Annotated in this window: 18 protein-coding genes; 15 read left to right on the top strand and 3 right to left on the bottom strand. The window is 67.9% G+C overall.

Going from position 1 to position 20285, the window contains the following annotated elements; all coding sequences use genetic code 11:
* Positions 1-1431: a hypothetical protein gene (locus D893_RS03425; RefSeq protein ID WP_110619147.1), complete on the top strand. Its 1431-nt coding sequence runs from the start codon at positions 1-3 to the stop codon at positions 1429-1431.
* Here D893_RS03425 and D893_RS03430 read toward each other — a convergent pair.
* A complete protein-coding gene (locus tag D893_RS03430; RefSeq protein WP_110619148.1) occupies positions 1428-3491 on the bottom strand; it encodes a GNAT family N-acetyltransferase in 2064 nt (687 codons plus the stop codon). The genes D893_RS03425 and D893_RS03430 overlap by 4 nt on opposite strands.
* 128 nt (positions 3492-3619) lie before the next feature.
* Between D893_RS03430 and D893_RS03435 the strand changes: the two genes are divergently transcribed.
* From D893_RS03435 to D893_RS03500, 14 genes are all read left to right on the top strand, one after another.
* A complete protein-coding gene (locus D893_RS03435; RefSeq protein WP_018947627.1) occupies positions 3620-3922 on the top strand; it encodes an STAS domain-containing protein in 303 nt (100 codons plus the stop codon).
* A gap of 263 nt (positions 3923-4185) precedes the next feature.
* Positions 4186-4548, top strand: a complete 363-nt coding sequence (locus D893_RS03440; protein ID WP_018869626.1) for a response regulator — start codon at positions 4186-4188, stop codon at positions 4546-4548.
* 2 nt (positions 4549-4550) lie between these two features.
* Entirely contained in the window at positions 4551-6644 is a 2094-nt protein-coding gene (locus D893_RS03445; RefSeq protein WP_110619149.1) for a chemotaxis protein CheA, read from the top strand.
* Between the two features lie 21 nt (positions 6645-6665).
* Positions 6666-7187 carry a chemotaxis protein CheW gene (locus tag D893_RS03450; protein ID WP_018869624.1) on the top strand — a complete coding sequence of 174 codons (522 nt, stop codon included), beginning with the start codon at positions 6666-6668 and terminating at the stop codon, positions 7185-7187.
* A gap of 13 nt (positions 7188-7200) precedes the next feature.
* A complete protein-coding gene (locus D893_RS03455) occupies positions 7201-7956 on the top strand; it encodes a ParA family protein (protein ID WP_110619150.1) in 756 nt (251 codons plus the stop codon).
* 15 nt (positions 7957-7971) lie between these two features.
* Positions 7972-10245 (top strand): methyl-accepting chemotaxis protein, encoded by a 2274-nt coding sequence (locus D893_RS03460; protein ID WP_110619151.1) that lies wholly within the window; start codon positions 7972-7974, stop codon positions 10243-10245.
* A 23-nt stretch (positions 10246-10268) separates the two neighbouring features.
* A complete protein-coding gene (locus D893_RS03465; protein ID WP_024330057.1) occupies positions 10269-11093 on the top strand; it encodes a protein-glutamate O-methyltransferase CheR in 825 nt (274 codons plus the stop codon).
* A complete protein-coding gene (cheD, locus tag D893_RS03470) occupies positions 11090-11716 on the top strand; it encodes a chemoreceptor glutamine deamidase CheD (RefSeq protein WP_110619152.1) in 627 nt (208 codons plus the stop codon). Before D893_RS03465 ends, cheD begins: the two co-directional genes overlap by 4 nt.
* Positions 11713-12822 (top strand): chemotaxis response regulator protein-glutamate methylesterase, encoded by a 1110-nt coding sequence (locus tag D893_RS03475; protein WP_024330056.1) that lies wholly within the window; start codon positions 11713-11715, stop codon positions 12820-12822. Before cheD ends, D893_RS03475 begins: the two co-directional genes overlap by 4 nt.
* On the top strand, positions 12822-14024 hold the full coding sequence (locus D893_RS03480) for a methyl-accepting chemotaxis protein (RefSeq protein WP_110619153.1): 1203 nt from the start codon (positions 12822-12824) through the stop codon (positions 14022-14024). The genes D893_RS03475 and D893_RS03480 overlap by 1 nt, the downstream gene beginning before the upstream one ends.
* Before the next feature lie 27 nt (positions 14025-14051).
* Complete coding sequence (locus D893_RS03485) at positions 14052-14357, top strand: STAS domain-containing protein (RefSeq protein WP_018947350.1); 306 nt, start codon at positions 14052-14054, stop codon at positions 14355-14357.
* Between the two features lie 5 nt (positions 14358-14362).
* A complete protein-coding gene (locus D893_RS03490; RefSeq protein WP_110619154.1) occupies positions 14363-16102 on the top strand; it encodes a fused response regulator/phosphatase in 1740 nt (579 codons plus the stop codon).
* On the top strand, positions 16099-16854 hold the full coding sequence (locus D893_RS03495) for an SDR family NAD(P)-dependent oxidoreductase (protein WP_110619155.1): 756 nt from the start codon (positions 16099-16101) through the stop codon (positions 16852-16854). The genes D893_RS03490 and D893_RS03495 overlap by 4 nt, the downstream gene beginning before the upstream one ends.
* A gap of 181 nt (positions 16855-17035) precedes the next feature.
* Positions 17036-17239, top strand: coding sequence for a cold-shock protein (locus D893_RS03500; protein ID WP_018868787.1), 204 nt, complete (start codon positions 17036-17038; stop codon positions 17237-17239).
* A 149-nt stretch (positions 17240-17388) separates the two neighbouring features.
* Here the strand turns inward: D893_RS03500 and glnA are convergent, their stop codons facing one another.
* Together glnA and D893_RS03510 are read right to left on the bottom strand one after the other, a co-directional pair.
* Entirely contained in the window at positions 17389-18798 is a 1410-nt protein-coding gene (gene glnA / locus D893_RS03505) for a glutamate--ammonia ligase (protein ID WP_077244569.1), read from the bottom strand.
* Positions 18799-19016: 218 nt separating this feature from the next.
* Complete coding sequence (locus tag D893_RS03510; protein WP_077244570.1) at positions 19017-20210, bottom strand: cation diffusion facilitator family transporter; 1194 nt, start codon at positions 20208-20210, stop codon at positions 19017-19019.
* Between the last annotated feature and the right edge of the window lie 75 nt (positions 20211-20285).

The following is a 20285-nucleotide window of genomic DNA, read 5'->3' on the forward strand; positions in this document are numbered from 1 at the left end:
ATGATGGCTGCAAAGACTCGATTCGGCGGGACCCTGATCGCGGCGCTGAGCCTCGCGGGAGGCGCCGCGCATGCGGACACCGGCACCGGCACCGGCACGGTCGCCCAGACCCTGGACCGGGACGGCCAGCCGCTGGTCTCCGTCGACGGCGCACGGGCGGAGGACACCTTCGCCGCCCTCGGGGCCCTGACGGTCAAGGGCCGGCTGATGCGCGACAGCGAGATGGGCCATGAAGGTTATCGCCCGGAACTGGCCGGAGACCCGATGCAGGCGGTCGGCGAACGCTGGCTGGACCTGCTGGGCTACGCCGAGGGGGCGTTCCTCGACGAGGGTCGCCTCCGCGCCCATGCCGAAGGGGAAGAGGAGGCCGCACCAGCCGCCTACGCCGAAGCCTCCTATCTTTATCACATGCACCACAGCGCGGGCCGGTTCGAGGACCTGGGGCTGTACGATGACCTCACCCACAAGCCCGGCCCGATGATCTCGCAGCTGGAAAACCATCTGGTCAACACGCGCCACGAAGACGGCCGGATCGACGGCGCCGACGCCAGCGATGCCGAGGCCTTCGCCTACGGCATGGATGCGCTGCACGCCTCGGCCTATGCCTGGGTCCGCCAGGACAAGCCGGGTGGCGCCGATGACATGGGCCAGCTCGACCTGGACGCGCTGGCCGGCTGGCTGGGCCATTCGCGTGACGACCTGGTCGCGGTCGCCCGCGCGGTCGCGGACCGGGCCGACGAGGCCTGGGACGCAGACGCCGGGGTCTACGTACTGGACGAGGGTGCCGAGTGGTCCGTCGATCAGCTCGGTGCCATGCTGCGCGGGCACAAGGGCTTGTACGAGATGCTGGCGCTGTACGGAGACGATGACGACCAGGAACGGGCGGAAACCCTGGCGGATCGCGCCGCGGCCATCACCACGGCCGTGCTGGACGGACACGGGCCGCTGCGTGACTGGGGCCTGCCCGCGCGCCTGGAATTCGTCGACGGCCGGGCCATGGCCGCGTCGGACGAGGTGGATGTCGGCGGCCAGTGGCGCTTCGTGCATCAGGTCACCGGCGGGTTTTCCATCCTGCGCGAGCGCGACGGCACGTCCGGCCTGATGGGTGAACGCCACCCCGAACTGGAGCAGAAAGTGGGCCGGGCGCTGGACCGCATGTTCCTCGGCGCGCTCGAATACCAGCTCGACGGCGACTACGTGCCGGCCCGCCTGGACCATGGCGACGGCTCGGTCAGCGACCCGACCGTCACCACCCGCGCCGCCGCGGCCTTCGTGCAGGCCGTAGGCAACGGGTACCGCGCCGGCGACGCATTCGACCGCCCCGGGGCCTGGGACGACGACGCCGAACTGGCCGAACGCAGCGAGGCCCTGTACGACGCGATGCTGCGCCACGGCGAGCTGGTCAGCTCGCGCCTGGTGCGGGTGGACTAGCGGGTCCCGGGCCGGATCTCGGGCCGAATCTCGGGCCGGGTTTCGGCCAGCCACCGGGCCGCCGCCTCGCGCAGGCGGCGGATGACCCCCCGCCTGCCGGAGACTCCGGCCAGCGCTTGCAGGGCCGCCCAGTCCTGCTGCTGCACGCACGCGGCATGCAGCAGGGCCTGGCCCGAGTCCTGGCCCGGGTTCTGGCCCGGGTTCAGATCCAGCTCGCGATCCCGCGCGGCCTCGGCCGCCAGGGCCCGGCGCAGTGCCGGCAGGGCCCACTCGAAGCTGCGGCTGCGATGGGCAAACGCCTCGATCGAGGCGCGATCGTCCGCATCGACTTCGCCATGATCGCCGGGCGCCGGCAGGCTCTGCTCGATGGCGCGGGTGGTGGCGCTGTCCAGCTGCTCCGCGGCCAGCGCGCGCCATAGCGGCCAGTCGCGGGCGAAAGCCCCCTGCACAGCCGCCAGCGCCGGCCACGCCTCGCCGGCCTCGGCCAGCGCACGCATCACGATCAGCGTGACCTGTCCGCTGGCCGGATCCGGGCGCACGCCCAGGCGCACCGGCGCGAAGCCCTCGCGCTGCCAGAAATGCAGCATGCCCGGGGTCACCCCGAACGCCGCCCCCAGCAGCCCCACCCCGTCGCGCGCGGCCCTTTCGGCCACGGCGCGCAGCAGGCGCGTGCCCAGCCCGCGCCCCTGCCAGGCAGGATGCACCGCGATCCGGTGGATCCGCCAGGCGGTCTGCGCCGCCAATGAAAAGGAACCCACCGCAGCCAGGGTGCACGGCAGGAAGCGCCCCGGCGGCCGCCGCTCGCCGGCCCACACCGCGCCCGCCAGCTCCGGCTCCAGCCCCGGCTCGGCCTGCACCAGCACCGCGCCGAACAGGGCGCCATCACGTGCCCCTTCCAGCAGCAGGACATGCAGGTCCGGATCGTCCAGCCAGCGCTGCAGATCGGAGGGCCGGGTGCGGTAATGGGCGTCGGCCAGCAGGCCGGTCAGCGCCTCCAGGCGGGCGGCGTCGCCCGCGAGCTCGGCCGGCGAGCGCCACGCCAGACGCACGGCCTGGGGCGAAGGCTCGTGGCTGGCCGCCTCCAGCAGGAAAAGCCGGTTGATCCAGTCTTCCAGCGGGTCGCCCGCCGCCCAGCGCACGGGCTCGTGCAGGCGCAGGATCCGCGGCGACAGGCCGTCCCGTTCCAGTGCCGGCAGCACCCGCAGGCGGAAACCCTGACCGCTGCCCTCGAACCCGCCGGTGGTGGTCGCCAGGACCACCCGGCGGGCGCGCCGGGTCAGTTCCAGCAGGCGCTCCACCGGGATGGCCGCGGCCTCGTCCACGATCAGCAGGTCGGGCCGTGCCGGGGAATCCAGCAGGACCGCCGGTGCGCGATACAGCGTCGCGGGATCCACGACGGGCGAGCCTTCCGCAGCCTGCGCCAGCAGCCGCTCGGCCGCGGACGGGGCCGGCGCAGTCACGGCAATCTCCCCGTCCGGAGCGCCCGACAGCCGCAGATGTTCACCCAGCCACTGTCCGAGCACGGTGGACTTGCCGCGCCCGCGCGGGGCAATCACCACGTCGCAGCGCCGCCCGCCCGGGGCGTCCGGTTCGCCCGGGTCGCGCAGCCGCTCCAGCACCCGCTGCTGGTCGTCGGTCCAGCCCTCGCCGGGCACGGCGCCAGTGGGACGCGGCCAGTTCGCCGGCCGTCCAGGGTCGGGATGCTCCACCACCGCTTCCGCCAGCGCCTGCCGCCAGCGCTCGCCGAACGGCGTGGCGCCGTCGGCATCCGTGAGCAGGACCAGCACGCCGCCCCCGCGCAGGATGCCGCTGACGATCACCAGGGCATCGGCGGGGAGACCGGACTGCGCCTCGAATACCACCACGTCGCGCTCGCGGCCCAGCCAGTCTCCGGCCTGGGCCGGACGCACCGAGGGCAGATCCGGGGGCGCGCTGCGGCCCGCCCACAGGACGCCGTGGCCACCGGCCTGTTGCCGCAGCCATTCGCCCGCGCACTCGCAGACCTCCGGCCGCCCCGGCAAGGCGATGATGCGTCGATGCGGCGGACCGGAACGGACCATCGCGAGTGCCCCCGGAAAAAAGAAACGGAACTTGTGAAAACGTGACGAACCTCAAACCCTGTGTTCGGATGCCGACACAGACAGGAACGACCGCACGCGACATCTCGCAGCATGAACCAGGAGCCCGCATGAATACCAACGAACAGCCCGCCATCGAACTGCCGGAACGCCTGCGCATCGATGCCGTCGAGGCGCTGACCGAAGCCGCGCGCCAGACCCTGGACCAGGGCCAGCCCCTGCGGCTGGACGGTGACAGCGTCCGGGACACCGACACCGCCGGTCTGCAGCTGCTGGCGATGCTGCGCCGGGAAGCCGAACGCCGCGGCCAGCCCATGACACTCGATCCCGTCAGCCCCGCCCTGGAAAGCGGCCTGCAGCGCCTGGGCCTGGAGGGCCACGTGCAGGACTCCGCGAACCAGCCGGGATCCTGACGACAGCAGGACACAAAGCCTTTCCAGCTGTACAGGAATGGTCAGGATTTTGTCGTTTTTCCGCGGAGCGGAACCGCTCGGCTCAAGTTTTTCATCCGGGACCCGTTAAATTCTGTGACGGACCCCGAGTTTGATGTACAGTCCTTGTACAGGTTTTTTCGGAGAATGCGACGGCGGCCCTGGCACACGGCTTGCTGACAGGTCACACGACCGGACCCGGGGTCGCCCGCATGAACAAGACAATCGGATAACAGGGGCACGCAATGGCCAAGGTGCTGGTGGTGGACGACTCGTCCTCGATGCGACAGATGGTGAGCTTCGCGCTCAAGCAGGCCGGTCACGACGTGACCGAGGGCCGGGACGGCAACGACGGCCTGAGCAAGGCACAGGGGCTGAAGGCCGATCTGGTCATCACCGACGTAAACATGCCCGGCAAGGACGGACTGGAGCTGACCCGCGAGCTGCGCAAGCTGCCCGACTACAAGTTCACGCCCATCCTGGTGCTGACCACCGAGGCCGGACCGGAGAAGAAGCAGGAGGGCAAGGCGGCCGGCGCCACCGGCTGGCTGGTCAAGCCGTTTGATCCGGAAAAGCTGATGAGCACCGTCAACAAGGTCCTGCGCTAGCCATGTCCATGGATATGTCCCAGTTCACCGAGGCCTTCCTCGAAGAAAGCTTCGAGGGGCTGGAACACATGGAGACCGAGTTGCTGGCGCTCAACGCCGGCGACGAGGAAACCCTGCACACGATCTTCCGTGCGGCCCACTCGATCAAGGGCGGCGCCGGGACGTTCGGGTTCAGCGCGATCTCCGAATTCACCCATGGCATGGAGACCCTGCTCGACCGCATGCGTAACGGTCAGCAGGAGACCACCCCGGAGATCGTCAATCTGCTGCTGCGCGCGGTGGACGTGCTGCGCGGCCAGCTGCAGGCGGCCCGCGATGGTGGCGAAGCCGACCCGGCCGAGGCGGCCGAGGTGCGGGCCCTGATCGAGGCGACCCTGGGTGACGCGGCGCCTGATGCGACTCCGGATGCCCTGGCGCCCACTGTGGGCGGGAACGTTGACGGATCCGGACCGGTGAACGGCTCCGGGGACGGCGACGGCGACGGGACGCCCCGCGGCTGGCGCATCCATTTTCGTCCGCATGCCGATCTCCTGCGCACCGGCAACGACCCGCTGCGCATGTTCGAAGTACTTGAGGAGCTGGGCGAGCTGACGGTGCACTGCGACGCAGAGGGCCTGCCCGCGACGCTCGAAGGCTACGACCCGGAGGCCAGCTACCTCGCCTGGACCCTGGAACTGCGCGGCGACGCGGACCGTGCCGACATCGAGGAAGTCTTCGAATGGGTCGAGGACGAATGCGACCTGACGATCGAACCGCTTGAAACCGCCGGCGACAGCACCGGAGCGCACCCCCCGGCGGACCCGCCCCCGGAGAGCTCCGGCCCGGCATCCGCGCCCCCCGGCGGTGAGGACAGCGCGGCCGGAGCCCCCGCACGCGCGGCCTCGAAGCCGACCGAATCCAGCTCCATGCGGGTCAACGCCGCCAAGATCGACGCCCTGATCGACATGGTCGGCGAGCTGGTCATCACCCAGTCGATGCTCACCGACATCAGCGAGCAGATGGAAGAAGACCCCGCGCGCGTGGAGCAGCAGATCGAGCGCCTGCGCTCGGGGCTGGCCGAACTGGAGCGCAATACCCGCGAGCTGCAGGAAAGCGTGATGGGCATCCGCATGGTGCCCATCGCCCAGGTGTTCAACCGCTTCCCCCGCCTGGTCCACGACCTCTCCGGCCAGCTCGGCAAGCAGATCGACCTGCAGATGGAAGGCGAGCTCACCGAGATCGACAAGACCGTGCTGGAGCACCTGGGCGATCCGCTGGTGCACCTGGTGCGCAACGCCATCGACCACGGCATCGAGATGCCCGACGAGCGCAGCGCGGCCGGCAAGGATCCCACCGGCCGGGTCACGCTGGAGGCCTACCATCGCGGCGGCAACGTGGTGATCGAAATCCGCGACGACGGCCGCGGGATGAACTCCGACCGCATCCTGGAGAAGGCCCGCGCCGCCGGTCTGCTGCGGCCGGACCAGAATCCGGAACCGCACGAGATCCTGCAGTACATCTTCGAGCCCGGGCTTTCCACCGCGGAGAAGCTGTCGGACCTGTCCGGCCGCGGCGTGGGCATGGACGTGGTGAAGAAGAACATCCGCAGCCTCGGCGGCAACATCGAACTGCATTCCGAGCCGGGCCGGGGCTCGCGGGTCACCATTCGCCTGCCGCTTACCCTGTCGATCATGGACGGCCAGCTGCTGAAGATCCACGACGAGACCTTCGTGATCCCGCTGATCGCGATCGTCGAGTCACTGCAGACGGAACCCGAGAACGTGAAGCAGGCCTTCGGCAAGCTGCCGCTCTACCGCCTGCGGGACGAGTACATCCCGGTCGTGGATCTGGCGGCCCTGTTCGGGCAGGCCGAACCCTCGCCGATGCCGGATCGGGCCCTGCTGGTGGTGGCCGAGGCGGACAACCAGCGCGTGGCCCTGCGGGTGGATGACCTGCTGGGGCAGCAGCAGGTCGTCATCAAGACGCTCGAAACCAATTTCCGGCGGGTGCCGGGTACGGCCGGGGCCACCATTCTCGGCGACGGCCAGGTGGCGCTGATCCTGGACGTTGCGGGCATCGCCCGGATGGCCGCCGGACACGACACCCGCGCTGCATGATGACCAATGGAGTCCAACGCAATGGCTAACGACGCGACCCAGTCCATCCAGGACCCGGCCACCGCCGGGGAGGACCAGTACCTGACCTTCATCCTGGCCGACGAGGAATACGGGGTGGACATCCTCCGCGTGCAGGAGATCAAGGGCTGGGAACGCCCCACCCCGCTGCCCAACACGCCGGACTACATCCGCGGCGTGATCAACGTGCGCGGCATGATCGTGCCGATCATCGACATGCGCCTGCGCTTCGGCATGGAGCCACTGGAGTACGGCCCCACCACGGTGGTGATCATGCTGCGGGTGATCAGCGAGGACCGCGAACGGGTGATGGGCATCGTGGTGGACGCGGTCTCCGAGGTGTACAGCATCGGCGACGACAACCTGCAGCCGGCCCCGGATTTCGGCACCCGCATCGGCATCGACTTCGTACGCGGGCTGGCCACGGTGGAGGAGAAGATGATCCTCGTTCTGGACATCGACACCCTGCTCGGCCCCGGCCTGATCGCCAGCGAAGACGCGATCCGGGAAGAACAGGGCGCCTGAGGCATAACGACCCATGCGCACGTTCGCGGTGATCAACCAGAAAGGCGGCGTCGGCAAAACCACCGTAACGCTGAACCTTTCGCACGCGCTGGCGCTGGCCGGGAACCGCGTGCTGGCGATCGACGCGGACCCGCAGGGGCACCTGACCATGGCCTTCGGCCTGGAGGACCCCGCCGGGCTCGACCGGGTACTGCACGGCGAGGCGCGCATGCAGGACGCCTTCAGCGAGGCCGGCAACGGCCTGCAGGTGGTCGCCGCCGGCGAGCATCTGCAGGAAGTGGAAAACCTGAACCAGGGCGGTGCCGAACGCGGCTGGCGCCTCCAGCGAGCCCTGGCGGCGATGGACGAACCGTTCGACTACGTGCTGATCGACTGTCCGCCATCGGCCGGCCTGCTGGGCATGAACGCGATCATCGCCGCCGACGAGATGCTGATCCCGGTAGCCGGCGACTTCCTCTCGCTGAACGGGCTGTCGCGGCTGATGCGCATCCTGCACGGCATTGAGGAGCGCCTGGGCGGCTCGCGGCCGAAATGGATCGTGCTGTCGCGATTCATGGAACAGCGCCGCCACGCCCGCGAGGTGCGCGACCGGATCCGCGAGCACTTCGGCTCGCAACTGCTGGAAACCACGATCCGCGAATCGGTGGTGCTGGCCGAGAGTCCGAGCTTCGGCCAGACGATCTTCGAATATCAGCCCCGGCATCGCGCCGCCGGGGACTTCAGGGCCCTCGCCGGGGACCTGATGGAAACCGCGACGGCAACGGCCTGAACGACGGGACACGCAATGAGCACACGCAAGCGCAACAAACTGGGCAACGATCCGCTGGGCTGGATGGACGACGGCGACGAAGCCCGGTCCGAGCCCTCGGACGAGCCGCCGCAGACCGAGGCATCCGGGTCCGACGATACCGGCGACGCGGCCGAGGGCGAGGCCCGCCCCGCGCGCCGCAAGGCACCGGCGAAGGGCCGCAGCCGCAAGAACACCGGGTCCGCCCGTACCGAAACCCCGCAACAAACCCCCAGCGAGGACAGCACCATGGCCGAAAAGACGCAGAACGCCAACGTCTACGAAGAACGACTCGACGGCGAGTTCATGCGCGCCGCATTTGAGGGGTCGCGCATGTCCGTGATGATGTGCGACACGGACATGAACATCATTTACGCGAATCAGCATGTTGTGGACCTGCTGACCGAACGCAAGGCACAGATCCGGAAGCGTTTTCCGGATTTCGATCCGGAGAATCTGGTGGGGCAGTCGATCGACCAGTTCCACGAGAATCCCGCCCACCAGCGGGCAATCCTGCAGAACCCGGAACGTCTGCCCTGGACCGCGAACATCGAAGTAGGCGGAATCGAGTTCAAGCTCGAGGCCACCGCGGTCGTGGATGACGACGGCAACTACCGGGGCAACATGGTGGAGTGGAGCGACATCACCGAATTCAATCGCTCCGAACGTGAACGCGCGCGCTTCGCCGCAGCCATCGATGGCGCCGAGGGCGCCCTGATGATGTGCGACGAGCACATGGACATTACTTTCGCCAACCAGGCGCTGCAGCGGATGTTCGAGCGCCATCAGGCGACCCTTTCCCGGCATTTCGCGGGCTTCGACCCGCAAAACCTCGTGGGCCAGTCCATTGATCGGTTCCACGAAAACCCTGCGCACCAGCACGCGATCCTGCAGAATCCCGCGCGCCTGCCGCACGAGGCCGAGATCGCCCTGGACAACCTGCGCTTCCGTATCAATGCCACCGCGATCATCGACGCTCGCGGAAACTATGCCGGCAACATGCTGGAGTGGCAGGACGTCACGGAGGTCCGTAAAGCCGAGGAAGAGATCACCACGCTGATCGAGGACGCAGCCAGCGGCAATCTGGGCGAACGCCTGGACCCCGAGAAGTACAGCGGCTTCACGCGCGTCGTCGGCGAAAAGATCAATGGCCTGCTGGACGCAGTGGTCCCGCCGCTGCGCGAAGGCTCGCGCGTGATGCAGGCCATGGCCGAAGGCGACCTGAACGCGCGGCTGGAGGGCGACTTCCAGGGCGAATTCGCGGAGTTCCGCGACGCCATCCACGACACCATCGACAACCTCGACCGGCTGGTCGGCCAGATCCTGGAAGGGGCCAACAACGTGCGTTCGGCCTCCTCCGAGATCGCCCAGGGCAACACCGATCTGTCCCAGCGCACCGAGGAACAGGCCTCCTCGCTGGAGGAAACCGCCTCTTCCATGGAAGAGATGACCTCCACGGTCAAATCCAACGCCGACAACTCCAAGCAGGCCAACCAGCTCGCCGTCGCCGCGCGCGACAAGGCCGCCGAGGGTGGCGAGGTCGTCAGCAAGGCCGTCGGCGCCATGGGCGAGATCAACCAGTCCTCGAAAAAGATCTCCGACATCATCGGTGTCATCGACGAGATCGCCTTCCAGACCAATCTGCTCGCCCTCAACGCCGCGGTCGAAGCCGCCCGCGCCGGCGAACAGGGCCGCGGCTTCGCGGTCGTCGCCACCGAGGTCCGCAACCTCGCCCAGCGCAGCGCCCAGGCCGCCAAGGAGATCAAGTCCCTGATCTCCGACTCGGTCGAAAAGGTCGACGAGGGCACCAAGCTCGTCGACGCCTCCGGCAAGGCCCTGGAAGAGATCGTCGACTCGGTCAAGAAGGTCTCCGACATCATCGCCGAGATCGCCGCCGCCTCCGAGCAGCAGTCCACCGGGCTCGACGAGATCAACAAGGCCGTCTCCCAGCTCGACGAGGTTACCCAGCAGAACGCCGCCCTGGTCGAGGAGGCCGCTTCCGCCTCCGAGTCCCTCGACGATCAGGCTCGCGAACTGCTCGAGCTGATGGCCTTCTTCAAGGGCTCGCGCAGCGAGGCCCCGGCCGCTCCGGCCGCGGCTGCCCGCCCCGCCGGGCGCACCGAGGAAAACCGGGCACAGCGCCCGGCCGCCGCCGGCAGCACTCGTCCCGCCGCGAAGAAGGAAGAGGAGAAGAAGAAGCCGGCCCCGCGCGCCCGGACGCAGCAGAAGTCCGCCACCGCGGACAGCGGTGAAGAATGGGAAGAATTCTGAGGCGCACCGGAGACCTTTGCTGAATGGGCCGTTTCGAGAGCCTGAGCGACCGCGATTTCCGGCGCGTCGCCCGCCTGATTGGCGAACGCACCGGGATCATGCTCAACGAGAGCAAGCGGGAGCTGGTCTACAGCCGCCTGGCACGGCGGCTGCGGGCGCTGGGCCTGGAACGCTTCGAGCAGTATCTCGACCGGGTCGAGGGTGGCGACGAGGCCGAGCTCGAAGAGTTCATCAATGCCCTCACCACCAACCTCACGGCATTCTTCCGCGAGCCGCATCACTTCGAGATGCTGGAGGGATCGGTGTTGCAGGAGATGCGCCGGGCCAACCCGGACGGGCCGCTGAAGATCTGGTCGGCCGGCTGCTCCACGGGAGAAGAGCCCTGGTCGATCGCGATGACCCTGGCCGACGCGACGGGCTCGACGGATGCGGCGCGCATCCTCGCGACCGACGTGGATTCGCGCGTGGTCGCGCATGCCGATGCCGGGATCTACGACGGCAGTCGCATCACCGGGATCGCGCGCGAACGCCAGCGGCGCTGGCTGCTGCGCGGCAAGGGCGGGCAGGACGGGAAGGTCCGGATCCGCGATGACCTGCGCTCGATGGCACGCTTCCAGCAGCTCAACCTGTTCGACGAATGGCCGATCCGGGGGCCGCTGGACGCGATCTTCTGTCGCAACACGCTGATCTATTTCGACAAACCGACCCAGAAGGAGCTGGTGGAACGGTTTGCGACCATCCTGCGCCCGGGTGGCTACCTGTTCATCGGCCACTCCGAGTCGCTGTACCGGGTGACCGACGCGTTCCGCCTGCTGGAACAGACGCTGTACCGGAGGGTTTCGCCATGAGCGCGCTGCCCGAGCTGCATGATGGTGCCTTCGCGCACATCAACCGCTACTGGGATCGCATGAACAATGCCCCGGCGGCCAAGCTGCTGCCCGGGGAATGCTACGTTTCGGTGTCCTCCGCGGAACTGATCACCACGGTGCTGGGCTCCTGCGTGTCGGCCTGCGTATGGTCGCCGAAGGCCGGCGTGGGCGGCATGAACCATTTCATGCTCCCGGAAGGCGAACGCGACAGCGGCTGGGGCCCGGCGGTTTCCAATGCCACGCGCTACGGCACCCACGCGATGGAGTTCCTGGTGAACGAGCTGCTCAAGCTGGGCGCCGAACACGACGACCTGCGCATCAAGATGTTCGGGGGCGGGCGCGTGATGGCGGGCATGAGTGATGTGGGCGCGCGGAACATCGCGTTTCTGCGCCGTTACGCGCGCGAAGAAGGGCTCGAGATTCTGGCCGAGGACGTGGGCGGCCCGTGGCCGCGCAAGGTCGTGTTTTTCCCTGCCTCCGGACGGGTGCGGCTGAAAAAGCTCGTGTCCCTGCACAACAACACCCTGCTCGAACGCGAGCAGGACTACCGCCGCCGCCTCGAAGGCGAGGACCTGGCCGGCGACGTGGAGCTGTTTGAATGAGCACAACGCAGGCCCGCCCCATCCGCGTGATCGTGGTCGACGACTCGGCCCTGATCCGCAAGCTGCTGGCACGGATCCTCGACCAGGCACCGGATATCGAGGTGGTGGAAACCGCGGCCGATCCGTACGACGCCCGTGAGAAGATCAAGCAGCACGATCCGGACGTGCTCACCCTGGACGTGGAGATGCCGAAGATGGACGGCATCACCTTCCTGCGCAATCTGATGCGCCTGCGCCCGATGCCGGTGGTCATGGTTTCCTCGCTGACCGAAGCGGGGGCGGATGTCACCCTCCAGGCACTGGAGCTGGGAGCGGTGGATTTCGTGACCAAGCCGGGGACCGACGTGGCGCATGCCATGGAGGCCTATGCGGACGCCCTGATCGAGAAGATCCGCACGGCCTCGCGCATTCGCGTGCAGGCACGCAGCGTCCCGGCGGAAGCGCCCGCTCAGGCCACCCGGCCGGCGGCCACCGCCGGCGGGGGCCGCCGCTTTCGCACCACCGACCGCGTCATTGCGCTGGGCGCGTCGACCGGAGGCACCGAGGCCCTCAAGGAGGTGCTGATGGGACTGCCGCCGGACGCACCCGGGATCGTGATCACCCAGCACATCCCGGCGGGCTTCAGCCAGGCCTTCGCCGAGCGCATGGACCGCAGCACCGCACTACGGGTGAAGGAGGCCGAGGACGGAGACGTGGTGATGCCGGGGCACGTATTCGTGGCCCCCGGCACGGACTATCACCTGCGCCTGGAGCGGGACGGTGCGCGCTACGTCTGCCGGCTGGACGACCAGGGGCCGGTGAACCGGCATCGGCCCAGCGTGGACGTGCTGTTCGAATCCGCCGCGCAGTCCGCCGGTTCCAACACCGTGGCCGCGTTGTTGACGGGCATGGGCGACGACGGCGCCCGCGGGCTGCTGGCGCTGCGCGAGGCCGGCGCCCACACCATCGCCCAGGACGAAGCGACCAGCCTGGTCTGGGGCATGCCCGGCGAGGCCGTGGAACGCGGCGCGGCCGTACAGGTTCTGCCGCTGGGGCGCATCGCCGAGGCACTGCTGGACGATCATCGCGACACCGCCCGCGCCGTCGCCAACGGAGGAGACACGTGATGAATGACTGGAAACAACGTCTGACGCACCCGCCGCTACAGCGAGGCCTGGCGATTGCCCTGGTGGCCACCCTGCTGGCCGGCATTGGCGGCGTCTGGCTGGCCGGAGCAGCCGCGGCGGCCAGCCTGCTGGTGGTGCCCCTGCTGCTGGGTGCCGCGCTGGTCGTCGCCCTGTGGCACACCCCGGACGCGGACGCCCCCACCCACGGCGAGCAGGAAGCCACGCACCGGGTGGCCGGCGGCGCGGAACTGTCCGAAGAGATCGACCAGGCCATGCGCTTCGAACTGGACCAGATCGATCAGGAGATCACCCGGCAGAAGGGACTGATCGAGAACGCGGTGAAGGAACTGGGCGAGAGCTTCAGCGACATGCACCAGATCGCCGAACGCCAGCAGGAACTGATGAGCTCCGATCTGTCCTCCACGAACAACGCGGGGGAAGACGGGAAATCCCAGCCGGAGATCCTGCGCGACCTGACCCGCCAGTCGGACGAGACCCTGCAGATGTTCATCGACACGCTGGTGGAGGTCAGTCGCCAGAGCGTGGAGAGCGCGCACCACATGGCGGACATGAACCAGCACATGGACGGGGTGTTCAAGCTGCTGGACAGTGCCGGCGAGATCGCCGACCAGACCAATCTGCTGGCGCTGAACGCGAGCATCGAGGCCGCACGGGCCGGCGAGGCCGGGCGCGGGTTCGCGGTGGTGGCCGACGAAGTCCGCAACCTGTCGAAGCGCTCGGCCACCTTCCACGAGGACATCCGCAAGCAGATCGAGGAGGCGCGCCGCAGCATCCGCCAGGTGCACGACACGGTCCACTCCATGGCCTCGCGCGACATGAGCGACAGCATGGAAGAAAAGGAGCGGATCGGCTCGCTGTTCGACTATGCCCGCGAGGCCACCGAGGACATGGAAAGCCGGCTGCGGGAAGAGGCGGAGCTGACCGATCGCATGAACCAGGCGGTCGCCACCGCGGTTCGCTCGCTGCAGTTCGAGGACATCGCGCGTCAGTCCCTGGGCACCGCCGAAGACGCCCTGGCCCATCTGCACGAACTGCAGGGGATCCTGCACGAGGCACGCTCCACCGACGATGCCCGCGCGATGGCCGAGCGCGTGCGCGCCTGGCGCGAGGATCGCCAGAATCGTCATCATCGCGCCGTGAATCAGGAAAACCTGGACACCGGCGACGTTGAACTCTTCTGACCCCCGAAAACTCCCGACGGAGACCGCATGAGCATCCAGACCCGCACATCGACGGACGGCAGCGAACTGCGCATCGCCATCCACGGCCGTTTCGATTTTGATCAGCATCAGGACTTCCGCAGCGCCTACCGCGACACCCGCGGCGCCGGCATGCGCTACGTCATCGACCTGTCGCAGACGGAGTACATGGACAGCTCCGCGCTGGGCATGCTGCTGCTGTTGCGGGAACACGCCGGCGGCGATAGTGCCGACGTGCGCATCGTCGGGGCGTCCGACGGGGTACGCAAGGTGCTCGACATCGCCAATTTCGGTCGCCTGTTCACCATCGAGTGACGTCCGTGAACGCCTCCTCCGAAAGCGTGCCGCTGGCGTCCGGCGAGGGGCGTGTGCTGATCGTCGACGACGACAAGCACAACCGGCGCCTGCTGAAGATGATGCTGACCGGCGCCGGCTACGACACCGAGGAGGCGACCGACGGCCACCAGGCCGTGGAGCAGGCACGCAACGCTCCCCCGGACCTGATCCTGATGGACGTGATGATGCCGGGGCTGGACGGCTTCGAGTCCACCCGGCAGATCAAGCACGAGTGCGGCGACCGTTTCATCCCGGTGATCATCCTGACCGCCCTGGATGACGAGGACTCCCTGCTGCAGGGTATCCGCGCCGGTGCCGATGATTTCCTCAACAAGCCCCTCAACCTCTCGGTGCTGCGCGCCAAGATCCACGCGATGGAGCGCCTGCGCGACCTGCATCACGGGCTGCGCGAGCGCAACGAGGCCCTGGCCCGGGCCCGGGCGCGCCAGGCATGGGAGGAAGAGACCGCGGAAAGCGTCTTGTCGCGGGCCATCACGGGCCGCAACGTGGGCGCGCAACGGCTGCGCGTATGCCAGTGGTCGGCGGCCACCTTCAGCGGCGACGTGGTGCTGTCGGACTTCACCCCGGACGGCGGCCTGCGGGTACTGGTGGGGGACTTCACCGGCCATGGCCTGGCTGCGGCCATCGGCACCTATCCGGTTTCGGAGACCTTCCATACGCTGACGCGCGAGGGCGTGGGCGACACCGAACTGGTCTTCGAGCTCAACCACGTGCTCCACGGCTTTCTGCCGCCCTCGATGTTCATGGGCGCCGTGCTGGTCACTTTTGAGCCCGACGGGCAGAGCCTGACCGCCTGGAACGGCGGCCTGCCGGATGCGCTGCTGTGCGGCGGCGACGGACGACTGCGCAGCCTGCCCTCGCAGGCGATGCCGCTGGGGATCCTGCCCCGGCTGGAGCTGGACAGCGGCCCTCGGCGTTACGCCGTCGCCGCCGACGAGACCCTGCTCATCGTCACCGACGGGGTTCTGGAAGAGGAAGGCGCGGCCGGCGAGCCGTTCGGCGAGGCACGCCTGCATGGCTGTCTGTGCCATCCGGAGCGCCCCCCGGAGCGGATCGATCGGCTGGGCAACGCACTGTCACGGCACATGGGGGACGCGTCACCGGCCGACGACATCACCGCGGTCGCCATCACCTGCGACCCCGAGGTCGTGCTGGAAACCGGTCTCGCGGTACCCCCGGACACCACCGGCAACCGACGCTGGTCCATGGAGGCCGCCGGGGCCGAGCTGGCCCGCGTGGACGTCGCGGAAGAGGCCCGACAGCAGCTCCGGCGCTGGTTTCCCGGGTCCGGCGAACACCTTCAGGCCCTGCAGACGGTGATCGCCGAGCTCTGCAACAATGCCTTCGAACATGGCGTGCTGGGCCTGTCTTCCGAGATGAAAGCCACCGCGGAGGGCTTTGCCGAGTACTATCGCCTGCGCCAGGAAGGACTCGAGCGCCTGGAAGGGCGCATCGGTATCAGTCTGCGCTATCGCCGCACGGACGACTGGCACTGCGTGCGCATCCGTGTGCGCGACAGTGGCGCGGGCTTTGACCACCAACGGGTACGGCGGGCGCTGGAGGGCGAGAGCGACGAAAGGCTGTGGGGGCGCGGCCTTACCCTGGTGCACCGTCTTTGCCGGCAGATGCGGCACCTCGGGAGCGGCAATCTCGTGGAGGCCGAGTACGCCTGGATGGAACCACTCAGCGAGGAGCAGACATGACATCGACCACTCCGCAATCGGCCCTGATCACCGGCAATTCCAGCGGCCTGGGCCTCGGGCTCACCCGGGTCCTCGCCGCCGACGGCGCGGCGGTCTACGGCATGAGCCGCCGCGGCTGCCCGGACGACGGGGTCGCCGGCGACGTACAGATCGACCTGGCGGACTTCGACACGATCCCGGAGGCCATGGACCGGCTGCTGCAGGGCGTCACCCGGCTGGATCTGGTGATCCTGAACGCCGGCCTGCTGGGGCATATCCAGCGCATGCCGGACGCCCCGATGGAGGAACTGCGCCTGCTGATGGACGTGAACACCTTTGCCAACAAGGTGATCCTGGATCGTCTGCTGACGCGCGAGATCCCGGTCGGCCAGATCGTAGCCATCTCCTCGGGGGCGGCGGTGTTCGGCAACGCCGGCTGGAGCGGGTATTCGCTGTCCAAGGCCGCGCTGAACATGCTGATGCAGCTCTACTCGCACGAATTCCCCGGCGTGCCGGTGCATTCGCTGGCACCGGGTCTGATCGACACCGCGATGCAGGACTATCTGTGCGACGAGGCCGACAGCGAGACCTTCACCGCCCTGCAGCGGCTGAAGGCCGCGCGCGGCACCCGCACCATGCCGGAACCGGAAACCGCGGCACGCGACATCCTCGAGGTACTGCCACGGCTGCGCGAGCAGCCCTCCGGAAGCTTTGTCGATATCCGTGCACTCAACGACCCGGAAGAATACGCGCGCCTGACCGGTCGGCGTTGACAGAAAAACTTCATCACACCCCATTGGCTTTTGCCGGCGCAGGGGCGTATAGTCGAATACGTGATTCGCGGTAAGCAGCAACTCCAAGGAAGTCCCCAGTTTTCTGGACCAGTGCTCCCGTTGATCTGTTGGTAGCGTTCCGCAATCACGTTTCTTTAGTTACATGATGAGGTAAGTAGTTGTGAATACCGGTGTTGTTAAGTGGTTCAACGAGAGCAAGGGTTTCGGTTTCATCACCCCCGATGATGGCGGCAAGGACGTGTTCGTGCACTTCTCCGCGATCAACGGTTCGGGCTTCAAGACCCTGGCCGAAGGCCAGAAGGTTTCCTTCGAGATTCAGGAAACCGCCAAGGGTCTGGCCGCGGGTGACGTAACCGCGCTGTAAGACTGCCCGCACGGCGCGCCTCCGGGCGCGCTTCGGGAAGCAGAGGGCCGCCTTCGGGCGGCCCTTTTTTGTGCGCGCTCTCCGCGCACAAAAAAGCCCCGGCGCGAACGCCGGGGCCCGATGATTGACGGCCGTAAAACCCGCGGGGCTTACAGGCTGTAGTACATGTCGAACTCGATCGGATGGGTGGTCATGCGCATGCGCGTGACGTCTTCCATCTTCAGGTCGATGTAGGCGTCGATCATGTCGTCGGTGAACACCCCGCCCTGGGTCAGGAACGCGCGGTCGCCGTCCAGCGCCTCGAGGGCCTGATCCAGCGAATGGGCGACCTGCGGGATGCCCTTTTCTTCCTCCGGCGGCAGATCGTAGAGGTTCTTGTCCATCGCCTCGCCCGGGTGGATCTTGTTCTGGATGCCGTCGATGCCGGCCATCAGCATCGCGGCGAACGCCAGATACGGGTTGGCGGTGGAGTCCGGGAAGCGCAGCTCGATGCGGCGGGCCTTCGGGCTCATCACGAACGGGATGCGGATGGACGCCGAGCGGTTGCGCGCGGAGTAGGCCAGCATCACCGGCGCCTCGAAGCCCGGCACCAGACGCTTGTAGCTGTTGGTGGACGGATTGGTGAAGGCGTTCAGCGCGCGGGCGTGCTTGATGATGCCGCCGATGTAGTAGAGAGCGGTTTCGGACAGGCCGCCGTACAGGTCACCGGAGAACAGATTCTTGCCGTCCTTCGACAGCGACTGGTGCACGTGCATGCCGGAGCCGTTGTCGCCGACAATCGGCTTGGGCATGAAGGTGGCGGTCTTGCCGTGCATGTGGGCGACGTTCTGCACCACGTACTTGAGCATCTGCACTTCGTCGGACTTCTTGGTCAGGGTCGCCGGGCCGACGCCGATCTCGCACTGGCCGGCGGTCGCCACCTCGTGGTGATGCACTTCGGTCACCAGCCCCATCTCGGTCATCACTTCGCACATGGTGGAGCGGATGTCGTGCAGGCTGTCGACCGGCGGGACCGGGAAGTAGCCACCCTTCACGCCCGGGCGATGGCCGATGTTGCCGTCGTCATACACGCGCTCGGAGTTCCACGAGGCCTCCTGGGAGTCCACGCGGCAGTAGGAGCCGGAGAGGTCGGAGCCCCACTTCACGTCGTCGAAGACAAAGAATTCGTTCTCCGGACCGAACAGCGCGGTGTCGGCGATGCCGGTGCTCTGCAGATAGGCCTCGGCGCGACGCGCCAGGGACCGCGGGCAGCGGTCATAGCCCTGCATGGTGGCCGGCTCCACGACATCGCAGCGGATGTTCATGGTCATGTCCTCGAAGAACGGATCGATGGCCGCGGACTCCGCGTCCGGCATCAGGATCATGTCGGACTCATTGATGCCCTTCCACCCGGAGATGGAGGAACCGTCGAACATCTTGCCTTCCTCGAAGGCGTCTTCGTCGAGGTCGTGGGCCGGCAGGGTCACATGCTGTTCCTTGCCCTTGGAATCGGTAAAACGGAAATCGACGAAGCGGACTTCCTGTTCCTTGATCTGCTTCAGCACTTCGGCTGCGGACATAGTGAGGACTCCTCTGGTCTTCAGTTTGAGACGGTCGATGCCGGTGCGGTCGTCAGAGGCCGAGCGGCGTCTGCCCGATGGTTATGCAGGTGGCGTGCCAGACCGAAAGCCCCGGTTCGGAGCGCCCTGACGCCCTTTTCCGCAGCGACGCCATCACGATCCGCACACCCGCAGTGCATAGAATGCACTATTGTGGTGCGTATGCATCAAGCCCGCCCTCATTCGGTGCACGGCCGGTAGAGTATGGTCACCTGGCCCAGCACCGGCTTCAGCGCCGGGTGCTCGCGGAGCTGCCGGGTCAGCAGGTCCGCGCGCCCCTCAAGCCCTGTCCCCGACAGCCCGGGATCCAGGCGCAGGGTAACGGTGGCATGCACCCGCCCGCCCAGATAGTGCAGCGACAGGTGCTCCAGGGCCTCCAGCTCGGGGAAGCCGGACCAGGCTTCGCGCAGCCCGGCCACCAACTCGGGGCGCAATGGCAGCCGCGAGCTGGCGGCCTGATCCTCGTCGTTTTCGGGATCCACGTGCACGGTTATATCGCAGACTGCGCCCGCATCCTCGGTCACCGCCTGATGGACCGCGTCAGCGATGCGGTGCCCCTCCGACACCGAGATCATCGGTGCGACCTGCACGTGCACGTCGGCCACGGCATCGTCGCCGGAGCGCCGGGTGCGCAGCATGTGGGCGTCCTTTACCCCCGGGACGTCCAGGATGGTGCGGTGGATTCGCTCGACCTCCTCCGGTTCCAGCGCGGTGTCGATGAGTTCCGCGGCGCTGCGCCAGACGAGGCGCCCGGCAATATGCAGGATGAAGCCGGCCACCACCAGCGCCGCGGCCGCGTCCAGCCACGGCCACCCCGCTACCGCACCGGCGACTGCCAGCAGGACAATGACGGAGGAGATCGCATCGGTACGGTGATGCCAGGCGTTGGCTTCCAGCATGCGCGACCCCAGGCGGCGCGCGACCCGATGCGTGTACTGGTACATGCCCTCCTTGGCCACCAGGGTAACCACGGCGAATGCGATGGCCAGCGGCGCCGGACCGGTCAGCTCTTCCGGCCCCAGCAGCCGGCTGCCCGCGCCCCAGGCAATGGCAACGCCGGCGAGAGCGAGAAAGACCCCCACAATAACGGTGGCGAGGGTTTCGATGCGGCCGTGACCATAGGGGTGATTGCGATCAGGGGAGGCGGCCGCATGCCCCGCCGCGACCAGCACCACGGCATCGGTGACCAGGTCCGAGACCGTATGCACGCCGTCGGCGATCAGCGCCTGCGAGTTCAGCAGCCATCCGCTGGCCAGCTGGGTGACAGCCAGGCCGGAATTGACCGCAGCGCCGGTCAGCGTCACCCGCCGTGTATCACGATAGCGCGAGCCGTCGCGTGGAGCGTCGGCTGAGTCGTCACTGTGCGTGGCCATCATCCCTCCGGGACGGATCAATCCGCTCATTATGGACCCGCCCGGCGGTGGCCGCACCCGGGCACGGGCCGATAT

The organism is Thioalkalivibrio sp. ALE21 (assembly GCF_003208255.1).
In the GTDB taxonomy this organism is placed as follows: Bacteria; Pseudomonadota; Gammaproteobacteria; order Ectothiorhodospirales; family Ectothiorhodospiraceae; genus Thioalkalivibrio; species Thioalkalivibrio halophilus.

Excerpts from the sequence above, each read along its gene's own strand:
- D893_RS03475 (WP_024330056.1), top strand. The coding sequence starts at position 11,713 with ATGAGCACAACGCAGGCCCGCCCCATCCGCGTGATCGTGGTCGACGAC.
- D893_RS03485 (WP_018947350.1), top strand. The coding sequence starts at position 14,052 with ATGAGCATCCAGACCCGCACATCGACGGACGGCAGCGAACTGCGCATC.
- D893_RS03510 (WP_077244570.1), bottom strand. The coding sequence starts at position 20,210 with ATGGCCACGCACAGTGACGACTCAGCCGACGCTCCACGCGACGGCTCG.
- cheD (WP_110619152.1), top strand. The coding sequence starts at position 11,090 with ATGAGCGCGCTGCCCGAGCTGCATGATGGTGCCTTCGCGCACATCAAC.
- D893_RS03460 (WP_110619151.1), top strand. The coding sequence starts at position 7,972 with ATGAGCACACGCAAGCGCAACAAACTGGGCAACGATCCGCTGGGCTGG.
- D893_RS03425 (WP_110619147.1), top strand. The coding sequence starts at position 1 with ATGATGGCTGCAAAGACTCGATTCGGCGGGACCCTGATCGCGGCGCTG.
- D893_RS03465 (WP_024330057.1), top strand. The coding sequence starts at position 10,269 with ATGGGCCGTTTCGAGAGCCTGAGCGACCGCGATTTCCGGCGCGTCGCC.
- D893_RS03440 (WP_018869626.1), top strand. The coding sequence starts at position 4,186 with ATGGCCAAGGTGCTGGTGGTGGACGACTCGTCCTCGATGCGACAGATG.
- D893_RS03445 (WP_110619149.1), top strand. The coding sequence starts at position 4,551 with ATGTCCATGGATATGTCCCAGTTCACCGAGGCCTTCCTCGAAGAAAGC.
- D893_RS03455 (WP_110619150.1), top strand. The coding sequence starts at position 7,201 with ATGCGCACGTTCGCGGTGATCAACCAGAAAGGCGGCGTCGGCAAAACC.
- glnA (WP_077244569.1), bottom strand. The coding sequence starts at position 18,798 with ATGTCCGCAGCCGAAGTGCTGAAGCAGATCAAGGAACAGGAAGTCCGC.
- D893_RS03495 (WP_110619155.1), top strand. The coding sequence starts at position 16,099 with ATGACATCGACCACTCCGCAATCGGCCCTGATCACCGGCAATTCCAGC.
- D893_RS03450 (WP_018869624.1), top strand. The coding sequence starts at position 6,666 with ATGGCTAACGACGCGACCCAGTCCATCCAGGACCCGGCCACCGCCGGG.
- D893_RS03430 (WP_110619148.1), bottom strand. The coding sequence starts at position 3,491 with ATGGTCCGTTCCGGTCCGCCGCATCGACGCATCATCGCCTTGCCGGGG.
- D893_RS03435 (WP_018947627.1), top strand. The coding sequence starts at position 3,620 with ATGAATACCAACGAACAGCCCGCCATCGAACTGCCGGAACGCCTGCGC.
- D893_RS03480 (WP_110619153.1), top strand. The coding sequence starts at position 12,822 with ATGAATGACTGGAAACAACGTCTGACGCACCCGCCGCTACAGCGAGGC.